Source organism: Cellulomonas gilvus ATCC 13127, assembly GCF_000218545.1.
GTDB lineage: Bacteria > Actinomycetota > Actinomycetes > Actinomycetales > Cellulomonadaceae > Cellulomonas > Cellulomonas gilvus.
Genome location: NC_015671.1, coordinates 2,656,821 through 2,683,025 on the forward strand (window position 1 = coordinate 2,656,821; position 26,205 = coordinate 2,683,025).

The window sequence follows — 26,205 nt, forward strand, 5'->3', positions numbered from 1 at the left end:
TCAGGCCACCGGTCCGCGCGAGGCCGACCGCCCGGCGCCGACGAGCCCCGCGGCGCGCGCGCGGTCGAGCACCGCGGGCAGCGCGGCGACGAGCGCCGCGACGTCCGCACGGGTCGAGGTGTGCCCGAACGTGAACCGCAACGCGCCGCGCGCCTCGTCCTCCGTGAGGCCCATCGCGAGCAGCACGTGCGAGGGGCGCGGCACGCCGGCCTGGCACGCCGAGCCCGTCGACGCCTCGACGCCGGCCGAGTCCAGCAGGTAGAGCAACGAGTCGCCCTCGCAGCCCGGGAACGTCAGGTGCGCGTTGCCCGGCAGTCGGCGCGCACCGTCGGCGGGTCCGCGCAGCACGGCCGACGGGTCGATGCGCCGCACGGCCTCGACCAGCTCGTCGCGCAGCGCCGCGACGCGGACCGACTGCTCGGCCCGCGCGCCCACCGCGACGTCGACCGCGGTCGCGAACGCCGCGAGCAGCGCGGCATCGAGCGTGCCCGAGCGCACGCCGCGCTCCTGGCCACCGCCGTGCTGCACCGGGGTGAGGTCCAGGCCGCGCCGCGCGAGCAGCGCGCCCGCGCCGCCCGGACCGCCGACCTTGTGCCCGCTCACGGTCAGCGCGTCGAGGCCGCTCGCCGCGAAGTCGACCGGGACGTGCCCCACGGCCTGCACCGCGTCGGCGTGCACCGGCACGCCGTACCGGGCGGCCAGCGCGACCACCTGGTCCAGCGGCTGCAGCGCACCCACCTCGTTGTTCGCCCACATCACCGAGATGAGCGCGGCCGCGTCGCCGTGCTCCTCGAGCTCGGCACGGAGCGCGTCGACCTCGAGCACGCCGTCGCGGTCCACGGGCAGCAGCACCAGCTCGGCACCCGCGTGCTCGGTCATCCAGAACGCGGGGTCGAGGACCGCGTGGTGCTCGACCGCGGAGACCAGGAGCCGACGACGGCGCGGGTCCTGCGTCCGCCGTGCCCAGAACAGCCCCTTGACCGCAAGGTTGTCCGCCTCGGTCCCGCCGGACGTCCAGAGGACCTCGCTGGGCCGCGCACCGAGCGCCGCGGCGAACCGCTCGCGCGCCTCCTCGACCGTGCGACGCGCCGCACGGCCCGACGCGTGCAGCGACGACGGGTTGCCCGTGCACGCGAGCTGCTCGGTCAGCACGCGGGCCGCCTCGGGCAGCATGGGCGTGGTCGCCGCGTGGTCCAGGTACGCGCTCACCCGACGAGTCTACGAACGCCGGGCCGGGCCGCTGACCCCGCGTGGATGCCTGCCGCGCGGTGCGGGCCGCACCTGGCAGGATGTGCGCCGTGAGCGCCGACGACGAGGTCCTGGCCCTGCCGCCCGCCTTCAGCGGGCAGCGCCTGGACTGGCGCGACCTGCCCCGCCACGTGCGCGAGCAGATCGCCGGGCTGTGCGGTGCGCAGGTCTCGGCGGAGATGGGCGCGACCAGCGGGTTCACGCCCGGCTTCGCTGCGGTGCTCGAGCTCGCGGACGGGCGCGGCGTGTTCGTCAAGGCCGTCTCGCCCGAGCAGAACCCGTCGTCACCGGACCTCGCGCGCGCGGAGATCCGCAGCGCCGCGGCGCTGCCCCCGCAGGTGCCCGCGCCGCGCCTGCAGTGGTCGCACGACGACGGCGACTGGGTCCTGCTCGGCTTCGACGTCGTGCACGGACGCTCGCCCGAGCTGCCGTGGCGGCTCGACGACCTCGGCGCGGTGCTGGACGCGGTCGGCGACCTCGCCGAGGCAGAGCCGCTCGACGGGCACGGCCTGCCGCGCACGGACGACCAGCTCGCGGAGGACTTCACGGGCTGGCGCCGGCTGGCCGCCGGACCGGGAGACGACGTCGACGCGCTGTCCCGCACCCTGGGCGAGGTCGGCTCGTGGGTGCAGGACTCGCTCGAGCGACTGGTCCTGCTCGAGCAGGACGCGCTGCCCGCGCTCGCGGGTGATGCGCTGGTGCACGGGGACCTGCGCGCGGACAACGTGATGATCGACTCCGACCACAACCGCGTGTGGCTCATCGACTGGCCGCACGCGTCGGTGGGTGCGCCCTGGCTCGACCTCGCGTTCATGCTGCCGAGCGTCACGCTGCAGGGCGGCGGCGACCCGGCCGCGCTGTTCCGCAGCCACCGCCTGTCGATCGGCGTCACGGACGACGAGCTGCGCGCCGGCCTCGCGGGGCTCGCGGGGTACTTCGCGTGGAGCAGCCTGCAGCCCGCACCGCTCGGCATCCCGAACCTGCGCGCGTTCCAGGGCGCGCAGGCCGGCGCGACCCTGCGCTGGCTGCGCGACCTGTAGCGGCTCAGTCGCCCAGGCCGGTCCCGACCTGGCGGGCCGCGGCGATCCAGGCGTGGTCGGGCGGCACCAGCTTGACCTTGCCGGCCACCTCGCTCAGCGGCACGGCCTCGGTCCCCTCGTTGCGGGAGGCGACCATGACGCCGAACTCGCCGCGGTTGACCAGGTCGGCCGCGGCGGCGCCCAGCCGGGATGCGAGCAGGCGGTCGGCCGCGCACGGCGTGCCACCGCGCTGCACGTACCCGAGGATCGTGACGCGCGACTCGAGCCCCGTGGCGGCCTCCAGCTCACGCGCCAGCGTGAAGGTGTGCTCCCGCTGCGCGTCCTCGACGTGCTTGAGGTGCGCCTTGGCGGCCCGCACGGCCTCGGGCGTCTTGGCGGCCTTCACCAGCAGCTGCGCGGCCTGGTAGTCCGCGGTGTCGTCGACGTCGCGCGCACCCTCGGCGACCGCGATGACCGAGAACGTGCTGCCGCGGGCCGTGCGCGCCTTGATGGTCGCCGCGATCGAGTCCACCGTGTACGGGATCTCGGGCAGGAGGATGACGTCCGCGCCGCCCGCGATGCCCGCACCGAGCGTGAGCCAGCCGGCGCGGTGCCCCATGATCTCGGTGAGGATGATCCGGTGGTGGCTGTGCGCGGTCGAGTGCACGCGGTCGATCGCCTCGGTCGCGATCTCCATCGCCGTCGCGAACCCGAACGTCGTGTCCGTCCGGGCGATGTCGTTGTCGATCGTCTTGGGCAGCGTGATGACGTTCAGCCCCGCGTCGACCAGGCGCATCGCGTTCTTCGCGGTGCCGCCGCCGCCCAGCATGATGAGCGCGTCGAGCCCGTTGCGGTGGTAGTTCTCCACCACCGTCGGGACCATGTCCCGCACCTCGCCGTCCACGTTCCACCGGTGCACCTTGTCCCGGCTGGTGCCCAGGATCGTGCCGCCGACCGTGAGGATGCCGGACAGCGCCGCACCGTCGAGCTCGACGAACCGGTCCTCGACGAGCCCGGTGATGCCGTCGCGGAAGCCGATCAGCTCCATGCCGTAGTGCCCGATGGCGGTCTTGCCGAACCCGCGGATCGCGGCGTTCAGGCCAGGGCTGTCGCCGCCCGCGGTGAGGATGCCGACGCGCTTGCTGGCCATGGTCGCTCCGGTGCTCGAGGGTGCGTGATCGGCGCGGCCGGCGCACAGACCGGCCGCAGGTGTGGCGCGGTCAGCCCCGGAGCCGCCGGAGCTCGGCAGCGGCCTGCGGCAGGACGGTGTGCAGGTCGCCGACGATGCCCAGGTCGGCGATCTCGAAGATGGGCGCGTCGGCGTCGGAGTTGATCGCGACGATCGTGCCCGACGCCTGCATGCCGCCGCGGTGGTGCACCGCACCCGAGACGCCCGCGCCGATGTAGAGCCGCGGCGAGACGGTGACGCCCGTCTGGCCGATCTGGGCGTCGTGCCCGATCCAGCCCTCGTCGGTGGCCACACGCGTGGCGCCGACCGCACCGCCGAGCACGTCCGCGAGCTCCTCCACGGCCGAGAAGTCGCCCTCGGTGCCGCGTCCGCCCACGACCACGATGTGCGCGCTGCCCAGGTCCGGCCGCCCGGTCGCCGGACGCTCGGTGCGCGAGACGAGCCGCACGCGGCGCGCGGCCGCGTCGGCGGCGACGGGGTGCGTCACGACCTGCGGCGACGAGGGCACGTCGGCGTCGGTCGCCGTGACGCTGTTGGCCTTGAGCGCGACGACCGCGAGCGGCGTACGGATCGCGGTCCGCGACGTCCAGGAGCCCGCGAACACGGTCTTGCCGACGACGAGCCGGTCGTCGACGACCTCGACCGCGTCGGCGTCGGTCACGACGCCCGCTCCGGTCGCGAGCGCCACGTACGCGGCCGCCTCCTTGTTCTCGAACGTCGAGGTGACGAGCAGCGCAGCCGCGCCCGTCGCGCCCAGCAACGACGTGAGCCCCTGCGCCAGCACCGGCGCGACGTGCAGGTCCGCGTCCGACGTGACGTGGTGCACCGTGCCGACGCCGAGCGCGCCCAGCTCCGCGAGCGCCGCCTCGTCGGGGCCCGTCGCACCGGCCCACGCGCCGTGCACGGTGCCGTCGGTGAGCGTGCGGGCCAGGGTCACCAGCTCGCGCACCGGCGTGCGCAGCGCACCGGCGTCGGAGTGGTCGAGCAGGACGAGGGTGTCGCTCACGGGTGGGTCCTCTGGTTCGTCGTACGAGGTTCGTCGGGCGAGGTGTGCGTGGGTGCGGGCGCTCAGACGAGCTGGTTCTCGACGAGGTAGGCGGCGAGCCGCACACCCGCGTCGCCGGTGTCGTTGATGACCTGGCGGTCCGCACGCGGCGGACGCGGGGCCGCCTCGAGCACCTCGGTGCGCGCGCCGGCCTCGCCGACCAGTTCGGCGTCCAGGCCCAGGTCCGCGAGCGCGAGCGTCTCGACCGGCTTCTTGCGCGCGGCCATGATGCCCTTGAAGTTCGGGTAGCGCGGCTCGTTGGCCTGGTCCGTCACGGACACGAGCGCGGGCAGCTGCGCCTCGAGCACCTCGGTCGCGTGGTCCAGGTGCCGGGTCACGCGCACGGTCCCGCCCTCGACGACGAGCTCGGCAGCGAGCGGCAGCGCCGGGACGTCCAGCAGCGCGGCGACGGCCGTGGGCACGAGCGAGGTCAGCCCGTCGAGCCCCGCCATGCCCGTGACGACCAGGTCGACGTCACCGATGTGGCGGATCGCCGCCGCGAGAACACGCGCGGTGCCGATGGCGTCCGAGCCCGCGATCGCGTCGTCGAGCACGTGCACGCCCGCGTCCGCGCCCATCTGCAGGCCCTTGCGCACCGCGTCGACGGCGTCGTCGGGACCGGCCGTCACCACGACGACCTCACCCTCGCCCGCCGCCTCGACGAGCGCGAGCGCCGCCTCGAGGGCGTTCTCGTCGAGCTCGTTGAGCGTGCCGTCGCCGCCGTCACGGGCGGTGCGCCCGTCGACGAGCCGGCGGTCCGACTGGATGTCCGGGACGTGCTTCACGCAGACCACGATCTTCACCCGCGGAACGTTACCTCCCGCCCCGCACGCGGGCCGTCACCGGTTCGCCCACCGGACGCCGCACGCGGCGCGCGGCAACACCCCGGACACGGACGTCGCGCACAATGAACGCGTGAGCCCCCGATCCGCGCAACCCCGACGCCAGGCCCGCCACGGTGCGCGCCCGCCGCGCCTGGGGGTGCACGTGGTCGAGGGCGGCGTCGAGGTCGCGGTCCTCGCCTCGCATGCGACAGGCGTCGAGCTGTGCCTGCCGGGCCCGGGCGACGGGCCCGAGCGGCGCGTGCCGTTGGCGGGGCCGCAGCAGGGCGTGTTCAGCGCGTTCGTGCCCGGCGTGCGCGCGGGCGACCGGTACGGGCTGCGCGTGCACGGCGCGTGGGACCCGGTCAACGGGCTGCGCCACAACCCGGCCAAGCTCCTGGTGGACCCGTGGGCGCGCGGGCTGGTCGGCGAGATGACGTACGGTCCGGCGACCTACGGGCACGTCGTCGACGACGAGTGCCGGGGCGATGTGTACGGTCCGGCCGACGCAAGGGACTCGGCGGGTCTGGTGCCGTGGTCGGTGGTCGTCGACCCGGGAGCGCTCACAGGTCCCGACCCCGCAGCGAACCGGCCGTGGACCGCGTGGGAGCACACCGTGGTCTACGAGGCGCACGTGCGCGGCCTGACGATGCAGCACCCGGGCGTGCCGCCCGAGCTGCGCGGCACGTACGCGGGGCTCGCGCACCCGGCCGTGCTGGACCACCTGGTCGGTCTCGGCGTGACCGCGGTCGAGCTGCTCCCCGTCCACGCGGCGGCCACGGAGCCGCACCTGGTCGAGAAGGGCCTGACCAACTACTGGGGCTACAGCACGCTCGGCTTCTTCGCACCCGAGCCGCGGTACGCGACCGCGGCCGCGCGCGCGGCAGGCCCCCACGCGGTGCTGGCCGAGCTGCGCACCGCGGTCCACGCGCTGCACGAGGCCGGGCTCGAGGTGCTGCTCGACGTGGTCTACAACCACACGTGCGAGGGCGGTCTGCCCGGCCCGCACGTGTCCTGGCGGGGCCTGGACAACACCCTCTACTACGCGCACGACGGCGCGGTCCCCGCGAGCTACGCGGACGTCACGGGGACGGGCAACACGCTCGACTTCCGCCGCCCCGAGGTCGTGCGCATGACGCTCGACTCGTTGCGCTACTGGGCCGACGTCGTGGGCGTGGACGGCTTCCGGTTCGACCTCGCGGTGACGCTCGCCCGTGGCTCGGACGGCTTCACGCAGGACCACCCGCTCCTCGTGGCGGCCGCCACCGACCCGAGCCTGCACGGCCTCAAGCTCGTCGCCGAGCCGTGGGACGTCGGGCCCGGCGGCTGGCGCACGGGGCAGTTCATCCTCCCGTGGGCGGAGTGGAACGACCGGTTCCGGAACGCGGTGCGCTCGTTCTGGCTCGCCGACCCGGCGCGCGCCGCGCACGGCCTGCCCGGGCACCGGGTCCGTGACCTGGCGACGCGGCTGTCCGGCAGCGTGGACCTGTTCGGCCACAGCGACCCCCCGCTCACGCGCGGGCCCGGCGCGAGCGTCAACTTCGTCACCGCGCACGACGGCTTCACGCTCGCCGACCTGGTCGCGTACGACCACAAGCACAACTCCGCCAACGGCGAGAAGAACCGGGACGGCTCCGACGACAACCGCTCGTGGAACCACGGCGCGGAAGGCCCCGTGGACCCCGAGTCGCCCGCCGCGGTGATCGTCCCGCTGCGCCGCCGCTCGATCCGCAACCTGTTCGCGACGCTCGTGATCGCGGCGGGCACGCCGATGATCACCGCGGGCGACGAGATGGGCCGCACGCAGCGCGGCAACAACAACGCCTACTGCCAGGACTCGGAGCTCACCTGGGTGGGCTGGGACCTCGCGCCGTGGCGGCGCGACCTCCTGGCGACGACCAGGTGGCTGCTGGCTCTGCGCCGCGACCACGCCGCGCTGCGCACCGACCGCTTCTACACCGGCCGACCGCACCGGGACGGCGGCCGGGCCGACCTCGCGTGGTTCGACGCCGCGGGTGTGGCGTTCGACCACGCGCGCTGGCACGACCCCACGGTCCGCACGCTCCAGATGCTCCGCGCGGCGCACGACGAGCGCGGCCGCGAGGACGTCGTGCTCGTCGTCGTCAACGGCGCGCTCGACCCGGTCGACGTGACCCTGAGCGGTGCCGCGGACGACCGATGGCGCCTGGTGTGGGACTCGGTGTGGGAGCACCCCGACGAGCAGCGCGCGGCGGCGATCGCCGGCGTGCTGCACGCCGCGACGGGTGACTCGACGCTGCTGGAGCCGTTGAGCATGCGCCTGTACGTGCTCGAGCTGGGCGCGTCCGCGCACTGACCCGACCGGGCCCGACGCGGGTGTGACGCAGTCGTGTGACGCAGTCCTGTGACGAGCGTGACGCCCGTTCGGGACCACCGACCCACCGACACGCCCGGTCCCGTCGCCGATACTGAAGGCATGTCCGCAGTCGTGGTGTACGAGTCGATGTTCGGTTGCACGCGCCAGCTCGCCGAGGCCGTCGGCGAGGGCATCGCCGCGCTCGGCGCCCGCGTCGACGTGCTCGAGGTGGGCGAGGCCAGCGCGCGCGACGACGTCGTGCTGGCGGCCGAGATGCTCGTCGTCGGCGCACCCACGCACATGCGCGGGCTCAGCACGCCGCGCACGCGTGCCCTCGCCAAGGCCCGCGGCGCGAGCGCGTCCGCCGAGCTCGGCGTGCACGAGTGGCTCGACGCGCTCCCGGGTCTGCGGGCACGCCGCACCGCGGTCTTCGAGACGCGCAACAACGGGCGCTTCGCCGGATCGGCCGGGCAGCGCATCGAGAAGATGCTCCGCAAGAGCGGTGCCGACGTGGTCGTCCCGCTGCAGTCGTTCGGCGTGGACGCGGACGACGACGGCCGCGCGAGCGTCACGCCCGCCCAGGTGGACCTCGCTGCCGCGTGGGGCCGTTCGCTCGCGCAGGAGCTGCGGCCCGACCCGATGCGCGCGGTGCTCTGACCTGCTCGACCCCGCGTCCGCCCGGCGGATGTCCGGTGCGTCGACCCCTGCCCCGACGCGCGTCGGGTGCGTAGGCTCCCGGCCATGGGAACCCACGACGTCGTGGTCGTCGGCGCCGGTCTCGCCGGCCTGGTCGCCACCGCAGAGCTGACACGCGCGGGCCGCCGCGTCCTGCTGATCGACGCCGAGAACGCGGCGTCGTTGGGGGGCCAGGCGTTCTGGTCCTTCGGCGGCCTGTTCCTGGTGGACTCCCCCGAGCAGCGGCGCCTCGGCGTGCACGACAGCGCCGAGCTCGCGCTGTCCGACTGGCTGGGCTCGGCGCAGTTCTCGACGGACGGCTCCGACCGGTGGGGCCGGGCCTGGGCCGAGGGGTTCGTCGACTTCGCGTCGGGCGAGATGCGCGCGTGGCTGCACGGCCTGGGCGTGCGCTGGTTCCCGCTGGTGCAGTGGGCCGAGCGCGGCGGCCACCTGGCCGGCGGGCACGGCAACTCCGTGCCGCGGTTCCACGTCACGTGGGGCACCGGTCCCGGCATCCTCGAGCCGTTCGTCCGCGCGCTGCTCGACGCGCGCCGCGACGGGCTCGTGGACGTGCGGTTCCGGCACCGCGTGACCGGCCTCGTCGTGACCGACGGGCGCGTCACCGGCGTGCGCGGCGACGTGCTCGCCCCAGCACCCGGCGAGCGCGCGGTCCCGTCGGCGCGCGACGTCGTCGACACGTTCGAGATCGCCGCGCACGACGTGGTCGTCGCGACCGGCGGCATCGGGGCGAACCACGACCTGGTGCGCGCCACGTGGCCCGCCGATGCGGGCCGGCTGCCCGCACGCATGCTGTCGGGCGTGCCGGACCACGTGGACGGCTCGGGCATCGCCGCCGCGCGTGACGCGGGCGGCGCCGTGGTGCACTCCGACCGGATGTGGCACTACCCCGAGGGCATCACCAACCACTCCCCGGTGTGGACCGACCACGGGATCCGCATCCTGGCCGGACCCTCGTCGCTGTGGCTCGACGCCGACGGCGACCGCCTGCCCGCCCCGCTGTTCCCGGGCTTCGACTCGCTCGGCTCGCTGCAGCACGTCACGCGACGCGGCGACGACCACTCCTGGTTCGTGCTCGACAAGACGATCCTCGGGCAGGAGTTCGCGCTGTCCGGATCCGAGCAGAACCCCGACCTGACGGGCCGCGACGTCGGGCTCCTTCTGCAGCGGGTCAAGCCCGGTGCGGTGGGGCCCGTCGAGGCGTTCGCGGAGCTGTCGCCCGAGTTCATCTGGGCGGACACGCCCGCCGAGCTGGCCGCACGCATGAACGCGCTCAGCGGACAGGACCGGATCGACGCGGGCCGGCTCGAGCGCACCATCGTCGAGCGGGACCGGCAGGTCGCGTCCGGCCTGGGCAAGGACCCCCAGGTGGTCGCGACGGCCCAGGCGCGCACGTACGTCGTCGACCGGCTGATCCGGGTGGCCAAGCCGCACCGGCTGCTGGACCCCGCGCACGGCCCGCTGCTCGCGGTGCGGCTGTCGGTGCTGACGCGCAAGACGCTCGGCGGCCTGCACACCGACCTCGAGGGCCGGGTGCTGCGCCCGGACGGTGAGGCCCTGCCCGGGCTGTGGGCGGTCGGCGAGGCCGCGGGGTTCGGCGGCGGCGGCGTGCACGGCCACCGCGCGCTCGAGGGCACGTTCCTGGGCGGCTGCCTGTTCACCGCCCGCACCACGGCCCGCGCCCTCACCTGACCCACCCCCGCCGACCTGGTACCTAACCGCCAGCTCGCCGCGGACGGGGCCACCCCCACCGGCCGAACTGGTACCTAACCGCCAGCTCGCCGCGGACGGGGCCACCCCCACCGGCCGAACTGGTACTTGACCGCCAGCTCGCCGCGAACGGGGCCACCCCCACCGGCCGAACTGGTACTTGACCGCCAGGTCGTCGCGGACGGGGTGGCCGCTCAGGCCTCGGGCCGTGGCGTCGCGGCTCCGTGAGGGCCGGGCGGGTGTGTCGCGCGGCTGCGGATGCTGCACCCGCGCACCTGCGGATAGGTTCGGGACCGTGACGACCTCCCCCGCCGCACCGGGTCGACGCCGCCGGACCGCCCGCGCGACGACCGTGGCCGCCCAGGCCACGCCGCCGCACGACGCCGTCACCGCGAGCGCGACGCAGACCCCGCCCGCCACGACCCCCGCACCGGCCGATCCCGCACCAGCCGACCCCACCCCCACGGGCCCGGCGCAGGCCGGTCCCGCGCACGCCCCGATCGGCCGCATCCCGGTGGTGGACGTGTTCCCCGTCGCGGAGGCGGGCCGGTTCCCCGCCAAGGCCGTGGTCGGCGAGGCGTTCCCGGTCCGCGCGACGGTCTTCCGGGAGGGTCACGACGCGGTCGCGGCGACCGCGGTGCTGATCGACCCCGAGGGTCGCGTGCACTCGACCGCGCCGATGGTCGACGTGGCACCGGGCCTGGACCGCTACGAGGCGCGGCTGCAGCCGGACCGCACGGGCCGCTGGTCGTTCCGGGTCGAGGGCTGGTCGGACCCGTTCGCGACGTGGGCGCACGACGCCGCGATCAAGGTCGAGGCCGGCATCGACGTCGAGCTCATGCTCGCCGAGGGTGCACGCCTGCTGTCCCGCGCGGCCGACCGCACGGGCGAGGACGCGATGAGCGCACACGGTGCGGCGACGCTGCGCGAGGCGGTCGACGCGCTGCGGGACACGCACCGGTTCCCGGGCGAGCGGCTGGCCTGGGCGCTGTCGCCGCACGTCCGCCAGGCCCTCGCGCGCGAGCCGCTGCGTGACCTGGTCAGCGCGTCGCCGGACTACCCGCTGGTCGTGGACCGCCCGCTCGCGCTGACGGGCTCGTGGTACGAGCTGTTCCCGCGCTCGCACGGGGCGTGGTGGGACGACCGCGCGCAGGAGTGGCGCTCGGGAACGCTGCGCACGGCCGCCGAGCAGATCCCGCGCATCGCGGCCATGGGCTTCGACGTGCTGTACCTGACGCCGATCCACCCCATCGGCCTGACGAACCGCAAGGGACGCAACAACTCCCTGGGCGCACTGCCGGGCGATCCCGGTTCGCCGTACGCGATCGGCTCGGCGGACGGCGGGCACGACGCGATCGAGCCGTCGCTGGGCACGTTCGACGACTTCGACGCGTTCGTGGCCCGCGCGCGGGACCACGGCATGGAGGTCGCCCTCGACATCGCGCTGCAGTGCTCGCCGGACCACCCGTGGGTCGCGGAGCACCCGGAGTGGTTCACGACGCGGGTCGACGGGTCGATCGCGTACGCGGAGAACCCGCCCAAGAAGTACCAGGACATCTACCCGCTGAACTTCGACAACGACCCCGACGGGCTGGCCCGCGAGATCCGCCGCGTGCTGCAGGTGTGGATCGACCACGGCGTGACGCTGTTCCGGGTCGACAACCCGCACACCAAGCCGCTCGACTTCTGGCAGTGGCTGCTGGCCGACGTCGCGCGTGACCACCCCGAGGTGGTGTTCCTGTCCGAGGCGTTCACGCGTCCGGCCATGATGCAGACGCTCGCGAAGGTCGGCTTCCACCAGTCGTACACGTACTTCACGTGGCGGCACACCAAGGAAGAGGTCGCGGAGTACCTCGCGGAGGTCTCGGGCGACCAGGGCGCGTGGATGCGTCCGGCGTTCTGGCCGACGACGCACGACATCCTGCCCCCGTACCTGCAGGGTGCGGGCGGGCAGGCCTGGGCGATCCGCGCCGTGCTGGCCGCGCTGGGCTCGCCCACGTGGGGCATCTACTCGGGCTACGAGCTGCTGGAGAACGTGCCGCGGCCGGGCGCCGACGAGCAGATCGACAACGAGAAGTACGAGTTCCGCCCGCGCGACTGGTCGGTGGCCGACCATCTGGGCATCGCGAGCCTGCTGGGCCGGCTCAACCAGATCCGGCGCGAGCACCCCGCGCTGCAGCAGCTGCGCAACCTGCGGCTCCACCCGACGAGCGACGACGCGACCGTGGCGTTCTCGCGGCACCTCGCGGCCGAGCACTCCCCCACCGGACGCGCGAGCACGGTCGTCACGATCGTCTCTCTCGACCCGTGGAACACGCGCGAGGGCGTCGTGGAGCTGGACCTCACGGCGTTCGGGCTCCCCGCGGGCCGGCCGGTGCGTGCGCACGACGTGCTGCGCGACGAGCACTACGAGTGGGGCTCGTCGGTCTTCGTCCGGATCGACCCGGCGGAGCGGCCCGCCCACGTCGTCGCGCTGGAGCACCCGTGATCGAGCACACGACGACGAACCCCCCGACGGCCGGCGTCCCGGCGGTCGGCCCGCCCACCGCACCGCTGCCGCGCGTACGCGAGCCCGCACCGACCACGTCGCAGATCCGCCTGCCCACGGGGTCGCAGCCCGACGTCCCGGTCCTGCACGAGCAGGGGCTGTCCGACGACCCCGACTGGTACCGCACAGCGGTGTTCTACGAGGTCATGCTGCGGAGCTTCTCCGACTCGACGGGCACCGGCACGGGTGACCTGCGCGGCCTGATCAACCGTCTGGACTACCTGCAGTGGCTCGGGATCGACTGCCTGTGGCTGCCGCCGTTCTTCCCGAGCCCCATGCGGGACGGCGGCTACGACGTCGCGGACTACACCGCCGTGGCCAGCCAGTACGGCACGCTCGAGGACTTCGCGGAGCTGATCCAGGAGGCCCACAAGCGCGGCATGCGCCTCGTCGTCGACCTGGTGATGAACCACACGAGCGACGCGCACCCGTGGTTCCAGGCCTCGCGCAGCGACCCCGACGGGCCGTACGGCGACTTCTACGTGTGGTCCGACGACAACACGCGCTACCAGGACGCCCGCATCATCTTCGTCGACACCGAGACGTCCAACTGGACGTTCGACCCCGTGCGCCGGCAGTACTTCTGGCACCGGTTCTTCAGCCACCAGCCCGACCTCAACTTCGAGAACCCGCGCGTGCGTGAGGCGATGCTCGACGTCGCGCGGTTCTGGCTGCACCTCGGCATCGACGGGTTCCGGCTGGACGCCGTGCCGTACCTCTTCGAGGCCGAGGGCACCAACTGCGAGAACCTGCCGGAGACGCACGGCTTCCTGCGCACCATGCGCGAGATGGTCGACCGCGAGTTCCCGGGCCGGATCCTGCTGGCGGAGGCCAACCAGTGGCCCGAGGACGTGGTGCACTACTTCGGCACCGAGGACGAGCCCGAGTGCCACATGTGCTTCCACTTCCCGGTGATGCCGCGGATCTACTACTCGATCCGTGACCAGCGCTCGACGCAGATCGTCGACATCCTGGCGGACACGCCGCCGATCCCGAAGGGCGCGCAGTGGAGCACGTTCCTGCGCAACCACGACGAGCTCACCCTGGAGATGGTCTCCACCGAGGAGCGCGCGTCGATGTACGGCTGGTTCGCGCCGGACTCGCGCATGCGCGCCAACGTGGGCATCCGGCGGCGCCTGGCGCCGCTGCTCGACAACAGCCGCAAGGAGATCGAGCTCGCGCACGCGCTGCTGCTGTCCCTGCCCGGCAGCCCGTGCCTGTACTACGGCGACGAGATCGGGATGGGCGACAACATCTGGCTCCCGGACCGGGACTCGGTGCGCACGCCCATGCAGTGGACGCCGGATCGCAACGCGGGGTTCTCGCGCGCGGACCCGGGCAAGCTCTACCTCCCGCTGGTGCAGTCGCTCGTCTACCACTACGGCCACACCAACGTGGAGGCGCAGCTCGCGCAGCCGACGAGCCTGCTGCACTGGGTCCGCGGCATGCTCGCGGTGCGCAAGGAGCACCCCGCGATGGGGCTCGGCGAGTTCCAGGTGGTGCCGTGCGACAACGAGTCCGTCCTCGCGTTCACGCGCACGTCCGACGACGAGACGATCCTGGTGGTCGCCAACCTCGCCGCGACGGCCCGATCGGCGCGCGTGACGCTCGACCACCCGCCCGGCTCGGAGCTGCACGACGTGTTCGGCGGCGCGTCGTTCGGCGTGCTCGACCAGGACGGATCGGCCCGGTTCACGCTCGGCTCGCGCGAGTTCTTCTGGCTCTCGGTCAGCGCGCCGGCCCCGACGAGCGCGCGGGTGTGACGTGCTGACCGCGCACGCCCCGACGCCGCGCGACGAGCGCCTGCTCGCGCTCGTCGCGGCGGACCTGCCCGGGCGGCGGTGGTTCCCCGTCAAGGGGGTCGCCGCCGACCTGCGCGTGCACGCGGCGCTCGACCTGCCGGTTCCGCCGGGCGCGGACGCCGAGGTGCGCATCCTGCTGGTGCGCGCACAGGCGGGCTCCGTGGACGCGCTGCTCCAGCTGCCGCTCGTGCTCGTGCCCGAGGCGGGGCCGCACGACGCGGTGCTCGGGAGCGTCGACGGCCGCGCCGTGCTGGACGCGGTCACGCACCCGGCCTTCCTGCGCGCGTGGCACGCGGCCGCGCAGGGGCCGGGCGGACCCGCCGCGCACGTGGACCTCGACGCGGTCCGGGCCATCACGGGTGAGCAGTCCAACTCGTCGGTCATCCTGGGCCCCTCAGGGCGGCCGGGTCGCGCGATCCTCAAGGTGCTGCGCGCGCTCCAGCCGGGTGAGAACCCGGACGTGGACGTGCCGCGCCGGCTCGTGGCCGAGGGCTACGACGGCGTGCCCGCGCCGCTCGCCTGGCTGCAGGTGACGTGGCCCGCCCTCGACGGCGGCGCGCACGTGACCGGCTACCTGGGCGTGACCAGCACGTTCGTCGAGGGTGCGCGGGACGGTTTCGAGCTCGCGTGCGAGGTCGCCGCGGTGGGGGACGACTTCGACGAGCAGGCGCGGGCACTCGGGGCGGAGACGGCGACCATGCACGCCGCGCTCGCGCGCGCGTTCCCCACGGTCGTCGACACCGACGGGCCCGCACGCCTCGCGCACGCGCTCCTCGGGCGGTTCACCTGGGCGCGGGCCGCGGTGCCGGTGCTCGACCGGTACGAGCCCGGCGTGCGGCGGACCGCGGCGCAGGTCGGGGCGCTCGCGCGCACGCCCGAGCGCCAGCGCGTGCACGGCGACCTGCACCTCGGCCAGGTCCTGCACGGCGCGGACGGCCGGTGGCTGATCCTCGACTTCGAGGGTGAGCCGCTCGCACCGCTCGAGGCCCGCACACGCCCCGACCTCGCGGTCCGGGACGTCGCGGGGCTCCTCCGCTCGCTCGACTACGCCGCCGCGGTCGGTGGCCTGGTGGGCGCGGACGCGGACCGCTGGACCGCGTCGGCGCGCACCGCACTGCTCGCCGGCTACGCCGAGGGCGGCGGGCTCACCGACCACCCCGGGCCCACGGGTGCGGAGGCGGCCGAACCGTTGGTCACGCGCGCGCTCGAGCTCGACAAGACGCTGTACGAGGCGGTGTACGAGTCCCGCAACCGCCCCGACTGGCTCGCGATCCCGCTCGCCGGGCTGGACCGGCTGACCGCGGACTGAGCGACGGGTTCAGCCCGCGACGCCCACCTCGGCCGGCTGGAGCACCATGCGCATGCCCGCGCGGCGCGGTGCGAGCTCGGCCTGCAGCACCAGCGCCGCCGCGCCGACGGCCGCGGCCTCGGGCGCGTTGGACGAGATCCCGACGCGGACGACGTGGCTCCCGCGCGCGAAGAACGAGCGCGCGAGCCGCTCCTCGATCACGGGCAGGTAGAGCGAGCCCGCGAGCGCGAACGACGGCCCGGTCAGCACCACGTGCGCGAGGTCGAGCACGTTGGACAGCGTCTGCGCGGCCACGGCCAGGTACCGCGCCGAGCGCTGCAGGAGCGCCATCGAGGTCTCGTCACCGCGCGCCGCGGCCCGCGCGAGCTGCGCGAAGTCCTCGGAGACGCTGCGTCCCGCGAGCTCGACGCCGGCGTCGCGCGCCTGCGCGACCACCGCCGCGGGACCCGCGAGCGCCTCGACGCAGCCCGTGCTCCCGCACCAGCAGGGCGGGCCGTCCAGGTCCACGCAGATGTGGCCGACCTCGCCCGCGTTCGAGCTCGAGCCGCGGTACACGGTGCCGTCGACGATGATCCCGGCGCCGATACCCGTGCCCATGTACAGCGCCGCGAACGCGGTGCCCGTCGGGACGCCGCCCGACCAGTACTCGCCGATCGCGGCCGCGGTCGCGTCGTTGTCCAGCAGGACCGGCAGGCCCACGGCGTCCTCGAGGGCCGCCGCGAGCGGGTACTCGGTCCACGCCTGCATGACCGGCGGGGTGAGCGTCATGCCCGTGGACGCGGCGATCGGGCCGGGTGAGACGACGCCGAGACCGAGGATGCGCTCGGGGTCCACGCCGATCCGGGCGACCGTGGCCCTGATCTCCGCGGCGATGCGCTCGACCACCTCACGCGGGTCGTCGGAGCCTGCACCGGGCCGGCGCCACCGCGCGACGATCGCACCGCCGAGGTTCGCGACCACGTAGGTGATGCCGGCGTGGTCGAGGTGCACACCGACCGCGAACCGCGCGTACGGGTCGAGCTCGAGCATCATGCGCGGCTTGCCGCCCGTGGACTCGGCGAGTCCCGCCTCGACGACCAGACCGTCGTCGATCAGGCGCCGCACGACGGTCGAGACCGTGGCCCCCGTCAGCCCGGACACCCGGGTGAGCTCGACGCGCGAGATGGTGCCGGCGGCGCGGATGAGGTCGAGGATCGCCGACCGGCTGCTGGCGTGCGCGGCGCCGAGCCCCGGCTGGGTGCTGTTCACCGACCCTCCTGTTCCTGCGTGGACGGGCGCGGAGTCCGGTCAGCCTCCGTGCGCCCACGATAACGATCCGGGCACGGCCCGGGTGTCACGCGACACGGCGGTTGACTTACTTTGTTCACCGGCCTAAGAATGCCACACGGAGCGGGGTGCACCCCCGATCGGCAACGAAGCCCCTCCACCCACGGCCGGCACGCGGAGGTGCCGGGACGACGAGAGGATCATCGATGTTCCCTCAGCAGCGACGCCGGCGGGGCCTGGCCCTGGCCGCGGCCGGCACCATCCTGGCCCTCACCGCAGCGTGCTCGGGCGGCGGCACGGACGAGGACCCCACCACCGAGCCCGGCGCGGACGCCAAGCCGAGCGGTGAGATCACCGTCCTGACCTGGCGCACCGACCTGGTCGGGGACGGCACGTTCGACAAGTACGTCGAGGAGTTCAAGGCGAAGTACCCCGACGTCACCGACGTCAAGATCGAGGGCCTCACCGACTACGAGGGTGAGGTGAAGACGCGCATGAACACCGACAACTACGGCGACGTGCTCGCGATCCCCGGCTCGGTGACGCCCGACCAGCTCGGCCAGTTCTTCGAGCCGCTGGGCGACCAGGCGGAGATGGCCAAGGAGTACCGCTGGATCAACGACAAGTCGTTCGACGGCAAGTCCTACGGCATCCCCGTGGTCGGCAACGTCCAGGGCATCGTCTACAACACCAAGGTCTGGGAGGCCGCGGGCGTCACCGACTTCCCGACGACGCCCGACGAGTTCCTCGCGGACCTCAAGGCGATCAAGGACAAGGGCATCGAGATCGCACCGCTGTACACCAACTACAAGGACAGCTGGCCGCTGTCGCAGTGGGACGGCGCGCGCGGTGCGGTCACGGCGAACCCCGACTACGTCAACGAGATGGTGACGTGGGACGACCCGTGGACCGACGAGCGTGACTCCGGCGTGATCGACGGCCTGATCTACGACGTCGTCGCGCAGGGCCTCACGGAGGCCGACCCGACCACGACCAACTGGGAGGCGTCCAAGCAGATGCTCGGCACCGGCCAGGTCGCCACCATGGTGCTCGGCTCGTGGGCCATCCCGCAGATGCAGGCCGCGGCCGAGGCCGCGGGTGCGAGCGCCGAGGACATCGGCTACATGCCGTTCCCCGCTCAGGTCGACGGCAAGTTCCACGCGGTCGCCGGCGGTGACTACAACCTGGGCATCAACGTGAACTCGGACAACAAGGTCACGGCGCGCGCCTGGATCGACTGGTTCAACCACGAGTCCGGCTACTCGGAGTCGCAGGTGGGCCTGTCGCCGCTCATCGACGGCGCGGTCCCCGCGGCGCTCGAGAGCTTCGTCTCCGAGGTCGAGCTCATCACCATGAACCCGGCGCCCGCGGGCAAGGAGTCGCTGTTCGCGGACATCGACACCGCCTCGGGCATCGTCACCACGGACCCGAAGTACCGCCAGAAGATCGTCGACGACGCGCGTTCGGGCGACCGCTCGCGCCAGCAGGTGTTCGACGACCTCAACGCCGCGTGGGCCAAGGGCCGCGCGGAGGTCGGCGCCTGAGGGACCTGACCATGACCACCGCTCCGACGGGCCTGCAGGGCCCGACGACGCCGGCGGCACCGTCCGCGGGCCGCGCCTCCGGGGAGAAGTCCCCGGGGCGCGCGGCCCGCGGCCGGCGGGGCAGCCGCGTCATCCCCTACCTGTTCCTGCTGATGCCGGTGGCACTGCTGGTGCTGCTCACCTACGTCCCCGTCGTCAACATGTTCTGGTACTCGGTGACCGACTGGGACGGCCTCGACAAGGTCAAGAACTTCGTCGGCCTCGACAACTTCGTGGAGGTCTTCACCGACCCGGACAACGTGCGGGTGTTCTACGTCTCGCTCTACTACTTCGCGGCGTCGTTCATCCAGATGGCGCTCGCGCTGTACTTCGCGACGATCCTGTCCTTCCGGATCCGGTTCAAGAACCTGTGGAAGGGCATCCTGTTCTTCCCGTACCTGATCAACGGCGTCGCGATCGGCCTGATCTTCCTCAACTTCCTGCGCCCGCAGGGCGGCCTGGACTCGGTCCTGACCGCGGTGGGCCTCGAGTCGCTGATCCACCAGTGGACGGGTGACCCGGACATCGCCAACGCCACGCTCGCGAGCGTGTCGGTCTGGCGGTACATGGGGCTGAACTTCGTGATGTTCCTCGGGGCCATCCAGTCCATCAACAGCGAGGTCTACGAGGCCGCGGAGATCGACGGTGCGAGCCGCTGGCACGAGTTCTGGTACATCATCCTGCCGTCCATCCGGCCCATCATCGGGCTGTCCCTGATCCTGGCGATCTCGGGCTCGCTGTCCGTGTACGAGATCCCGAAGGTCATGACCGACGGGGGCAACGGCACCGAGACGTTCGTGATGCGCACCGTCTGGATGGCGTTCAACCGCAACATGGTGGGCCTGGCCGCAGCGATGGCCGTGGTGCTCCTGGTGGTGGTGCTGATCGTCACCTGGATCCAGCGCCGCCTGCTGCCCGACGAGGAGGTCGACCTCACATGACCCGCGCGATCACCTCGACGGTGAAGTACACGAGCCTGGTGCTCGCCTCGATCATGATGCTGCTGCCCATCGGGCTCATCGTCATGGGCTCGTTCAAGACCACGCAGGAGTTCCTGGCCACCGGGCCGTTCACGCCGCCCGAGGACTGGACCAACGTCGACAACTACGTCAAGGCGTTCGACCAGGGCGGCATGCTCATGGGCTTCGTCAACACGGTCATCATCTTCGCGGCGGCCATCGCGGGCACCATCCTCATCGGTGCCGCGACGGCCTACGCGCTGGACCGGTTCCGGTTCCCCGGCCGCCGCGCCGTGCTCAACCTGTTCCTGCTCGCCACCCTGGTCCCGGGCGTGACCACGCAGGTCGCGACGTTCCAGATCATCAACGGCCTGGGCCTGTACGACACGCGGGGCGCCCTGATCCTGCTGTTCATGGGCACCGACATCATCTCGATCTACATCTTCCTGCAGTTCATGCGGAGCATCCCGCGCTCGCTGGACGAGGCCGCGACGATCGACGGCGCCGGTCACCTGCGGATCTTCTTCACGATCATCCTGCCGAACCTCAAGCCCGCGATCGCGACCGTGATCATCATCAAGGGCATCGGCATCTACAACGAGTTCTTCCTGCCGTTCCTGTACATCGCCGACCCGGACAAGCGCCCGATCTCCACCGCGCTGTTCGCGTTCAAGGGTCCGTTCGGCGCGTTCTGGGAAGTCATCTCGGCCGGCGTGATCATCACGATCATCCCGATCCTGGTGCTGTTCCTCTTCCTGCAGCGGTACATCTACAACGGCTTCACGTCGGGTGCGACGAAGTAGCCGGACGACGCCGTCCGGAGCTCACCGCCCTGCCCGCCCCGCCATCAGGAGCACACCCATGACCGCGCACCACCTGTCCGACGGCTGGACGCTGTCCGCCACCGGCGGCGTCCCCGAGGCCGATCCCGCTGTGTCCCCCGAGCTGTCCCCCGAGCTGTCCCCCGCGCTCGTCACCGCGCTGCGCGACGGCGTCCCGGCCCGGGTCCCGGGCACCAGCCACACGGCGCTGCTGGACGCCGGGCTCATCCCCGACCCGTACCTGGACCGCAACGAGGAGGTCCTCGCGTGGATGCGGCACGTGGACTGGCGCTACGAGCACGTGCTCGACGAGCCGGCCGCCGCACCCGACGAGCGCGTCGACCTCGCGTTCGACGGCCTGGACACGGTCGCGACGATCAGCGTCGTCGGCCGGGCGGACCAGGCGACCGTGGTGGGCCGGACCGCCAACCAGCACCGGTCCTACCGGTTCGACGTGCGCGAGCTCGTCGGCGGGCCGGCCACGCTGCGGGTCGACCTCGCCTCAGCGCTGCACCACGCCGAGGCCGAGGCCCGCCGGCTGGGCCCGCGCCCCCTGGCCTACCCGCAGCCGTTCAACATGATCCGCAAGATGGCGTGCTCGTTCGGCTGGGACTGGGGTCCCGACCTGCAGACCGCCGGGCCGTGGCGGCCCGTGCGCGTCGAGCGCTGGCGCGTCGCACGGCTCGCCCAGGTGCGTCCGGTCGTCACGGTCCGTGCCGACGGCACGGGCGTGGCCGAGCTGCACGTCACGGTCGAGCGCTCGGGCCTGCCCGGCGGCGACGCGCCGCTCGCGCTGCGCGCCGAGGTCGCGGGCGTCGTCGCGACCGCCGGCGTGGACCCCGGCGACACGCACGGCGTGCTGCGCGTCGAGGTGCCGGACGCGCCGCTGTGGTGGCCCGTGGGGCACGGCGAGCAGCCGCTGGTCGACGCGGTCGTCGGGCTCGCCGGACCGGACGGCACGGTGCTCGGCACGTGGCGCCGCCGGCTCGGCTTCCGCACGGTCACGGTGGACCGCAGCCGCGACGAGCACGGCACCCGGTTCACGTTCGTCGTGAACGGGCGCGAGATCTTCGTGCGCGGCGCCAACTGGATCCCGGACGACCACCTGCTGACCCGGATCACGCGGGACCGGCTGGCCCGGCGCATCGACCAGGCGCTCGGCGCCCATCTCAACCTGCTGCGCGTGTGGGGCGGCGGCATCTACGAGTCGGAGGACTTCTACGAGCTGTGCGACGAGCGCGGCGTACTCGTCTGGCAGGACTTCCTGCTCGCGTGCGCGGCCTACCCCGAGGAGTCGCCCCTGCTCGAGGAGCTGACGGCCGAGGCGCGTGAGCACGTCGTCCGACTGGCCTCCCACCCGAGCCTCGTGCTGTGGAACGGCGGCAACGAGAACGTGTGGGGCCACGAGGACTGGGGCTGGAAGGCCGAGCTCGACGGCCGGACGTGGGGGCTGCGCTACGCGGCCGAGATCTTCCCCGCGATCGTCGCCGAGCTCGACCCGACCCGGCCCTACTCCGACAACAGCCCGTACTCGCCCGGCTTCGCACCCGAGGAGGTGCACCCGGACGACCCCGACCACGGCACGCACCACCAGTGGGAGGTCTGGAACCGCGTCGACTACACGCACTACCGCGACGACGTCCCGCGGTTCTGCTCCGAGTTCGGCTTCCAGGGGCCCCCGACGTGGGCGACCCTGACGCGTGCCGTTCACCCGGCCGACGGCGGACCGCTCACGCCCGAGGACCCCACGTTCCTGCTGCACCAGAAGGCCGAGGACGGCAACGGCAAGCTCGCGCGCGGGCTCGCGCCGCACCTGGGCGTGCCGGCGGACTTCGTCGACTGGCACTGGGCCACGCAGCTCAACCAGGCGCGTGCGGTCGCGTACGCCGTCGAGCACCACCGCTCGTGGTGGCCCCGCACCGCGGGCTCGATCGTGTGGCAGCTCAACGACTGCTGGCCGGTCACGTCCTGGGCGGCGGTCGACGGCGACGAGCGGGTCAAGCCCCTGTGGTGGGCCCTGCGGCACGCGCACGCGCCGCGCCTCCTGACGGTCCAGCCGCGCGACGACGGGTGGGCGCTCGTCGCGGTCAACGACACGGGCGAGGCGTGGACGGGCACCGCGACGCTCGAACGTCAGCAGCTGGACGGCACGGTCCTGGCCGCGGGCACGCTCGAGGTCACGGCCGCGCCGCGCACGGCCGCGGTGCTCGTTCTGCCGCAGGACCTCGCGGTCCCGGGCGATGCACGCACCGAGGCGCTCGTCGTGCGTCTCGGCGACGAGCGGGTCGTGCACGTCTGGGCCGACGACGTCGACCTCGCGCTCGAGGCCGGTGCCCTCACCGCGACGGCGCAGCCCGAGCCGGGGGGCTGGGCCGTGACCGTCACGGCGCGTTCGCTCGTGCGCGACGCCACGCTGCTGGTGGACCGGCTCGACCCGGACGCGACGGTGGACGCCGCGCTCGTCGACCTGCCCGCGGGTGCGACCGCGACGTTCCACGTGCGGACCACCGCGACGCTCGACGCGGCCGACCTGGTCGCGCCGCCCGTGCTGCGGTCGGCGAACGACGTGGTCGTGCCCGCGGCGGCGAGGGTCTGATCCGGACCTCCGGGTCGGCCGGGGCCGGGAGCAGCACGGTGACGGGCCGTCGGTGGCACGCCGGCGGCCCGTCCCGCCTGCTCGGCGGGACTACGCTCGACGCCGTGACGCATGCCGACGCGGTGGGGCTGGTGCTGGCACGGCCCGTGCGCCTGCTGGGCATCGAGCCGTTCTTCGCCGAGCTCATCTCGGGCATCGAGGAGCGGCTGTCGGGTGAGGGTCGTTCGCTGCTCCTGCACGTCGTGCCCGACCACGCGGCCGAGATCGCCGCGTACCGGCGCTGGAGCGGTGGCGGCGTGGACGCCGTGGTGGTCGTCAACCTCGCGCTCGAGGACCAGCGCCTCGACGTGCTCACCGAGCTCGGCATGCCGACGGTCGTCGTGGGCGGCCCCACGCCCGACCTGCCGTTCGCGAACGTCTGGATCGACAACGCGCGCGCGATGCGTGACGCGGTCGGCCACCTGACGGCGCTCGGGCACCGCCGCCTCGCGCGCGTGTCCGGACCCGCCGCGCTCGCGCACACCCAGGCCCGCACCGACGCGTTCCTCGACGAGTGCGCCCGGCGGGGCGCACAGGGCGTGGTCGTCGAGGGCGACTACCTCGAGGACTCGGGCACGCGTGCCACGCGCTCGCTCCTGGGCCGGGGATCGCCGCCGTCCGCGATCATCTTCGACAACGACGTCATGGCGATCGCGGGTCTGCAGGTCGCGGCGGAGATGGGCGTGGGCGTCCCCGACCGGCTGTCGCTGCTCGCGTGGGACGACTCGGCGCTGTGCCGGCTCGCGCACCCCGCGCTCTCGGCGATGAGCCTGGACGTGCACGCGATGGGCGTGCAGGTGGCCGACTGCGTGCTCAACGTGCTCGCGGACGGACCGGTGCGCTCCTACACGGCACCCCTGCCCCGGCTCGTGGCGCGCGGCAGCACGGCCCCCGCACCCACCGACTGACGGCCCGTGCGGCGTGCGCCGCGGGGCGGCGCTGCTGATCAGGCGTCCGACACCCCTGCGCACCTGCCCGCGGGGTGGTTGGCTAGGCCCATGAGCCCGGCCGTCCCGTCCCCCGTCCCCGTCGAGACCGACACGCTGCGCGCCGTGGCGCACGGGTCCTGGTACGACCCGCACGGCGTGCTCGGTGCGCACGTCGGGTACGGCGGGGTCACGGTCCGCACGCTGCGCCCGCTCGCGGATGCGGTGGTGATCATCACGCCCGAGACGCGTGTGCCCGCGCGGCACGAGCAGGACGGCATCTGGGTCGCGGTGCTGCCGGGCGACTCGGTGCCCGACTACCGGATCGAGGTCACGTACGGCGGCACGACGACGCTCACCGACGACCCGTACCGCTACCTGCCGACCGTGCAGGAGCTCGACCGGCACCTGATCCGCGAGGGCCGGCACGAGGCGCTGTGGACCGTGCTCGGCGCGAACGTGCGCACATACCCCGGGCTGCTCGGACAGGTCGACGGCACCGCGTTCGCGGTGTGGGCGCCGAACGCCCGGGCCGTGCGCGTGGTCGGCGACTTCAACTACTGGCAGGGCGCCGCGCACGCCATGCGCTCGCTGGGCGACTCGGGCGTGTGGGAGCTGTTCGTGCCCGGCGTGACCGCGGGTGCGCGGTACAAGTTCGAGATCCTCACGCAGGACGGCACGTGGCGGCAGAAGGCCGACCCGATGGCGCGCGGCACCGAGGTCCCGCCGGCCACCGCGTCGGTCGTCGTCGAGTCGACGTACACGTGGGGCGACGACGCGTGGCTCGAGGCACGCGCCGCGCACGACCCGCACACCGCTCCCCTGTCGGTGTACGAGGTGCATCTCGGCTCGTGGCGCGCCGGTCTGTCCTACCGCGAGCTCGCGCACCAGCTCACCGAGTACGTCGTCGACCTCGGGTTCACGCACGTCGAGCTGCTCCCGGTCGCGGAGCACCCGTACGCACCCTCGTGGGGCTACCAGGTCACGGGGTACTACGCGCCCTCGTCGCGGTTCGGCCACCCCGACGACCTGCGCTACCTCATCGACACGCTGCACCGCGCGGGCGTCGGCGTCATCGTCGACTGGGTCCCGGGTCACTTCCCCAAGGACGAGTGGGCGCTCGCGCAGTTCGACGGCACCGCGCTGTACGAGCACCCGGACCCGCTCATCGGCGAGCAGCCGGACTGGGGCACGTACGTGTTCAACTTCGGCCGCAACGAGGTGCGCAACTTCCTCGTCGCGAACGCCGTGTACTGGCTCACGGAGTTCCACGTGGACGCGCTGCGCGTGGACGCGGTCGCCTCCATGCTCTACCTCGACTACTCGCGCCAGCCGGGCCAGTGGCGGCCCAACAAGCACGGCGGCCGCGAGAACCTCGAGGCGATCGCGTTCCTGCAGGAGACCAACGCGACGGCCTACCGCCACGCACCGGGCATCATGATGATCGCCGAGGAGTCCACCGCGTGGCCCGGCGTGACCGCACCCACCGACCACAACGGCCTGGGTTTCGGCCTGAAGTGGAACATGGGCTGGATGAACGACACGCTGCGGTACATGGCGGAGGAGCCGGTGCACCGGCGCTACCACCACGGCGAGATCACGTTCTCGATGGTCTACGCGTACTCCGAGCGCTACATCCTGCCGATCTCGCACGACGAGGTGGTGCACGGCAAGGGGTCCCTGTACGGGCGCATGCCCGGCGACCACTGGCAGAAGACCGCGGGCGTGCGCACGCTGCTCGCCTACCAGTGGACGCACCCCGGCAAGCAGCTGCTGTTCATGGGGCAGGAGTTCGCCCAGCCCGACGAGTGGAGCGAGTCCCGGTCGCTCGACTGGTGGGCCCTGCAGGACCCCCTGCGCGCCGGGGTGCAGCGCATGGTCCGGGACCTCAACGCGCTCTACCGACGCACACCCGCGCTGTGGCAGCTGGACCACACGCCCGACGGCTTCGAGTGGATCGACTCGAACGACGCCGACCACAACGTGCTCGCGTACGTGCGCAAGGGCGTCGACTGCCCGCCCGTGGTCGTCGTCGTGAACTTCGCGGGGGTCGCGCACGAGAACTACCGGCTCGCGCTCCCGTCGGGCGGCCGCTGGGCCGAGATCTTCAACACGGACGTGCTCGAGTACGGCGGGTCCGGGGTCGGGAACCTGGGTGCCGTGCAGGCCCAGCCCGACCCGCACCACGGCCGGCCCGCCTCCGCACTCGTGCGCGTCCCGCCGTACGGCGTCATCCTGCTCTCCCCCGAGCAGGGCTGACCCGCCGCACGACGGAGGGGCGGTGACCGCAGCCCTC

The 26,205-nt window shown here is 73.4% G+C and carries 18 protein-coding genes; 13 read left to right on the forward strand and 5 right to left on the reverse strand.

Translation table 11 applies throughout. The features are described 5' to 3' along the window. The gene (locus CELGI_RS12170) at nt 1-1,209 is read right to left on the reverse strand and encodes a cysteine desulfurase family protein (RefSeq protein ID WP_013884432.1); all 1,209 of its coding nucleotides are present in this window, start codon (nt 1,207-1,209) and stop codon (nt 1-3) included. Between the two features lie 80 nt (nt 1,210-1,289). Between CELGI_RS12170 and CELGI_RS12175 the strand changes: the two genes are divergently transcribed. After that, a complete protein-coding gene (locus tag CELGI_RS12175) occupies nt 1,290-2,288 on the forward strand; it encodes a phosphotransferase family protein (RefSeq protein ID WP_407636799.1) in 999 nt (332 codons plus the stop codon). Nucleotides 2,289-2,292: 4 nt separating this feature from the next. Here CELGI_RS12175 and CELGI_RS12180 read toward each other — a convergent pair whose 3' ends face one another. From CELGI_RS12180 to CELGI_RS12190, 3 genes are all read right to left on the reverse strand, one after another. After that, nucleotides 2,293-3,417, reverse strand: coding sequence for an ATP-dependent 6-phosphofructokinase (locus CELGI_RS12180; RefSeq protein ID WP_013884434.1), 1,125 nt, complete (start codon nt 3,415-3,417; stop codon nt 2,293-2,295). Between the two features lie 70 nt (nt 3,418-3,487). Further along, a complete protein-coding gene (locus CELGI_RS12185; RefSeq protein ID WP_013884435.1) occupies nt 3,488-4,462 on the reverse strand; it encodes an electron transfer flavoprotein subunit alpha/FixB family protein in 975 nt (324 codons plus the stop codon). A 62-nt stretch (nt 4,463-4,524) separates the two neighbouring features. Beyond that, nucleotides 4,525-5,304: an electron transfer flavoprotein subunit beta/FixA family protein gene (locus CELGI_RS12190; protein WP_013884436.1), complete on the reverse strand. Its 780-nt coding sequence runs from the start codon at nt 5,302-5,304 to the stop codon at nt 4,525-4,527. A 112-nt stretch (nt 5,305-5,416) separates the two neighbouring features. On the opposite strand from CELGI_RS12190, the gene glgX reads away from it, so the two are divergent. The 6 genes from glgX to CELGI_RS12225 all read left to right on the forward strand — a co-directional run bounded on the left by glgX (nt 5,417) and on the right by CELGI_RS12225 (nt 15,719). Next, a complete protein-coding gene (gene glgX / locus CELGI_RS12200) occupies nt 5,417-7,657 on the forward strand; it encodes a glycogen debranching protein GlgX (RefSeq protein WP_245528098.1) in 2,241 nt (746 codons plus the stop codon). 120 nt (nt 7,658-7,777) lie between these two features. Next, a complete protein-coding gene (locus tag CELGI_RS12205) occupies nt 7,778-8,314 on the forward strand; it encodes a flavodoxin family protein (protein ID WP_013884438.1) in 537 nt (178 codons plus the stop codon). 84 nt (nt 8,315-8,398) lie between these two features. Then, nucleotides 8,399-10,042, forward strand: coding sequence for an FAD-binding dehydrogenase (locus tag CELGI_RS12210; protein ID WP_013884439.1), 1,644 nt, complete (start codon nt 8,399-8,401; stop codon nt 10,040-10,042). A gap of 370 nt (nt 10,043-10,412) precedes the next feature. Further along, nucleotides 10,413-12,548, forward strand: coding sequence for an alpha-1,4-glucan--maltose-1-phosphate maltosyltransferase (locus CELGI_RS12215; RefSeq protein WP_013884440.1), 2,136 nt, complete (start codon nt 10,413-10,415; stop codon nt 12,546-12,548). Between the two features lie 110 nt (nt 12,549-12,658). Next, nucleotides 12,659-14,371 carry a maltose alpha-D-glucosyltransferase gene (gene treS / locus CELGI_RS12220; RefSeq protein ID WP_407636818.1) on the forward strand — a complete coding sequence of 571 codons (1,713 nt, stop codon included), beginning with the start codon at nt 12,659-12,661 and terminating at the stop codon, nt 14,369-14,371. A 1-nt stretch (nt 14,372) separates the two neighbouring features. Then, the gene (locus CELGI_RS12225) at nt 14,373-15,719 is read left to right on the forward strand and encodes a maltokinase N-terminal cap-like domain-containing protein (protein WP_013884442.1); all 1,347 of its coding nucleotides are present in this window, start codon (nt 14,373-14,375) and stop codon (nt 15,717-15,719) included. A 9-nt stretch (nt 15,720-15,728) separates the two neighbouring features. On the opposite strand, the gene CELGI_RS12230 is transcribed toward CELGI_RS12225, so the two are convergent. Further along, nucleotides 15,729-16,967 (reverse strand): ROK family transcriptional regulator, encoded by a 1,239-nt coding sequence (locus tag CELGI_RS12230; protein ID WP_013884443.1) that lies wholly within the window; start codon nt 16,965-16,967, stop codon nt 15,729-15,731. A gap of 224 nt (nt 16,968-17,191) precedes the next feature. Here CELGI_RS12230 and CELGI_RS12235 point away from each other — a divergent pair, with 224 nt between their 5' ends. The 6 genes from CELGI_RS12235 (at nt 17,192) to glgB (ending at nt 26,168) form a co-directional block, all read left to right on the forward strand. Continuing rightward, the gene (locus CELGI_RS12235; RefSeq protein WP_013884444.1) at nt 17,192-18,529 is read left to right on the forward strand and encodes an ABC transporter substrate-binding protein; all 1,338 of its coding nucleotides are present in this window, start codon (nt 17,192-17,194) and stop codon (nt 18,527-18,529) included. 11 nt (nt 18,530-18,540) lie between these two features. Continuing rightward, nucleotides 18,541-19,509: a carbohydrate ABC transporter permease gene (locus CELGI_RS12240; protein ID WP_013884445.1), complete on the forward strand. Its 969-nt coding sequence runs from the start codon at nt 18,541-18,543 to the stop codon at nt 19,507-19,509. Then, complete coding sequence (locus tag CELGI_RS12245; protein ID WP_013884446.1) at nt 19,506-20,330, forward strand: carbohydrate ABC transporter permease; 825 nt, start codon at nt 19,506-19,508, stop codon at nt 20,328-20,330. The genes CELGI_RS12240 and CELGI_RS12245 overlap by 4 nt, the downstream gene beginning before the upstream one ends. Nucleotides 20,331-20,388: 58 nt before the next feature. Beyond that, nucleotides 20,389-22,944 carry a glycosyl hydrolase 2 galactose-binding domain-containing protein gene (locus CELGI_RS12250; RefSeq protein ID WP_013884447.1) on the forward strand — a complete coding sequence of 852 codons (2,556 nt, stop codon included), beginning with the start codon at nt 20,389-20,391 and terminating at the stop codon, nt 22,942-22,944. Between the two features lie 104 nt (nt 22,945-23,048). Further along, nucleotides 23,049-23,891, forward strand: a complete 843-nt coding sequence (locus CELGI_RS12255) for a LacI family DNA-binding transcriptional regulator (protein WP_041574719.1) — start codon at nt 23,049-23,051, stop codon at nt 23,889-23,891. 90 nt (nt 23,892-23,981) lie between these two features. Continuing rightward, nucleotides 23,982-26,168, forward strand: a complete 2,187-nt coding sequence (glgB, locus tag CELGI_RS12260; protein WP_013884449.1) for a 1,4-alpha-glucan branching protein GlgB — start codon at nt 23,982-23,984, stop codon at nt 26,166-26,168. Nucleotides 26,169-26,205 lie beyond the last annotated feature (37 nt).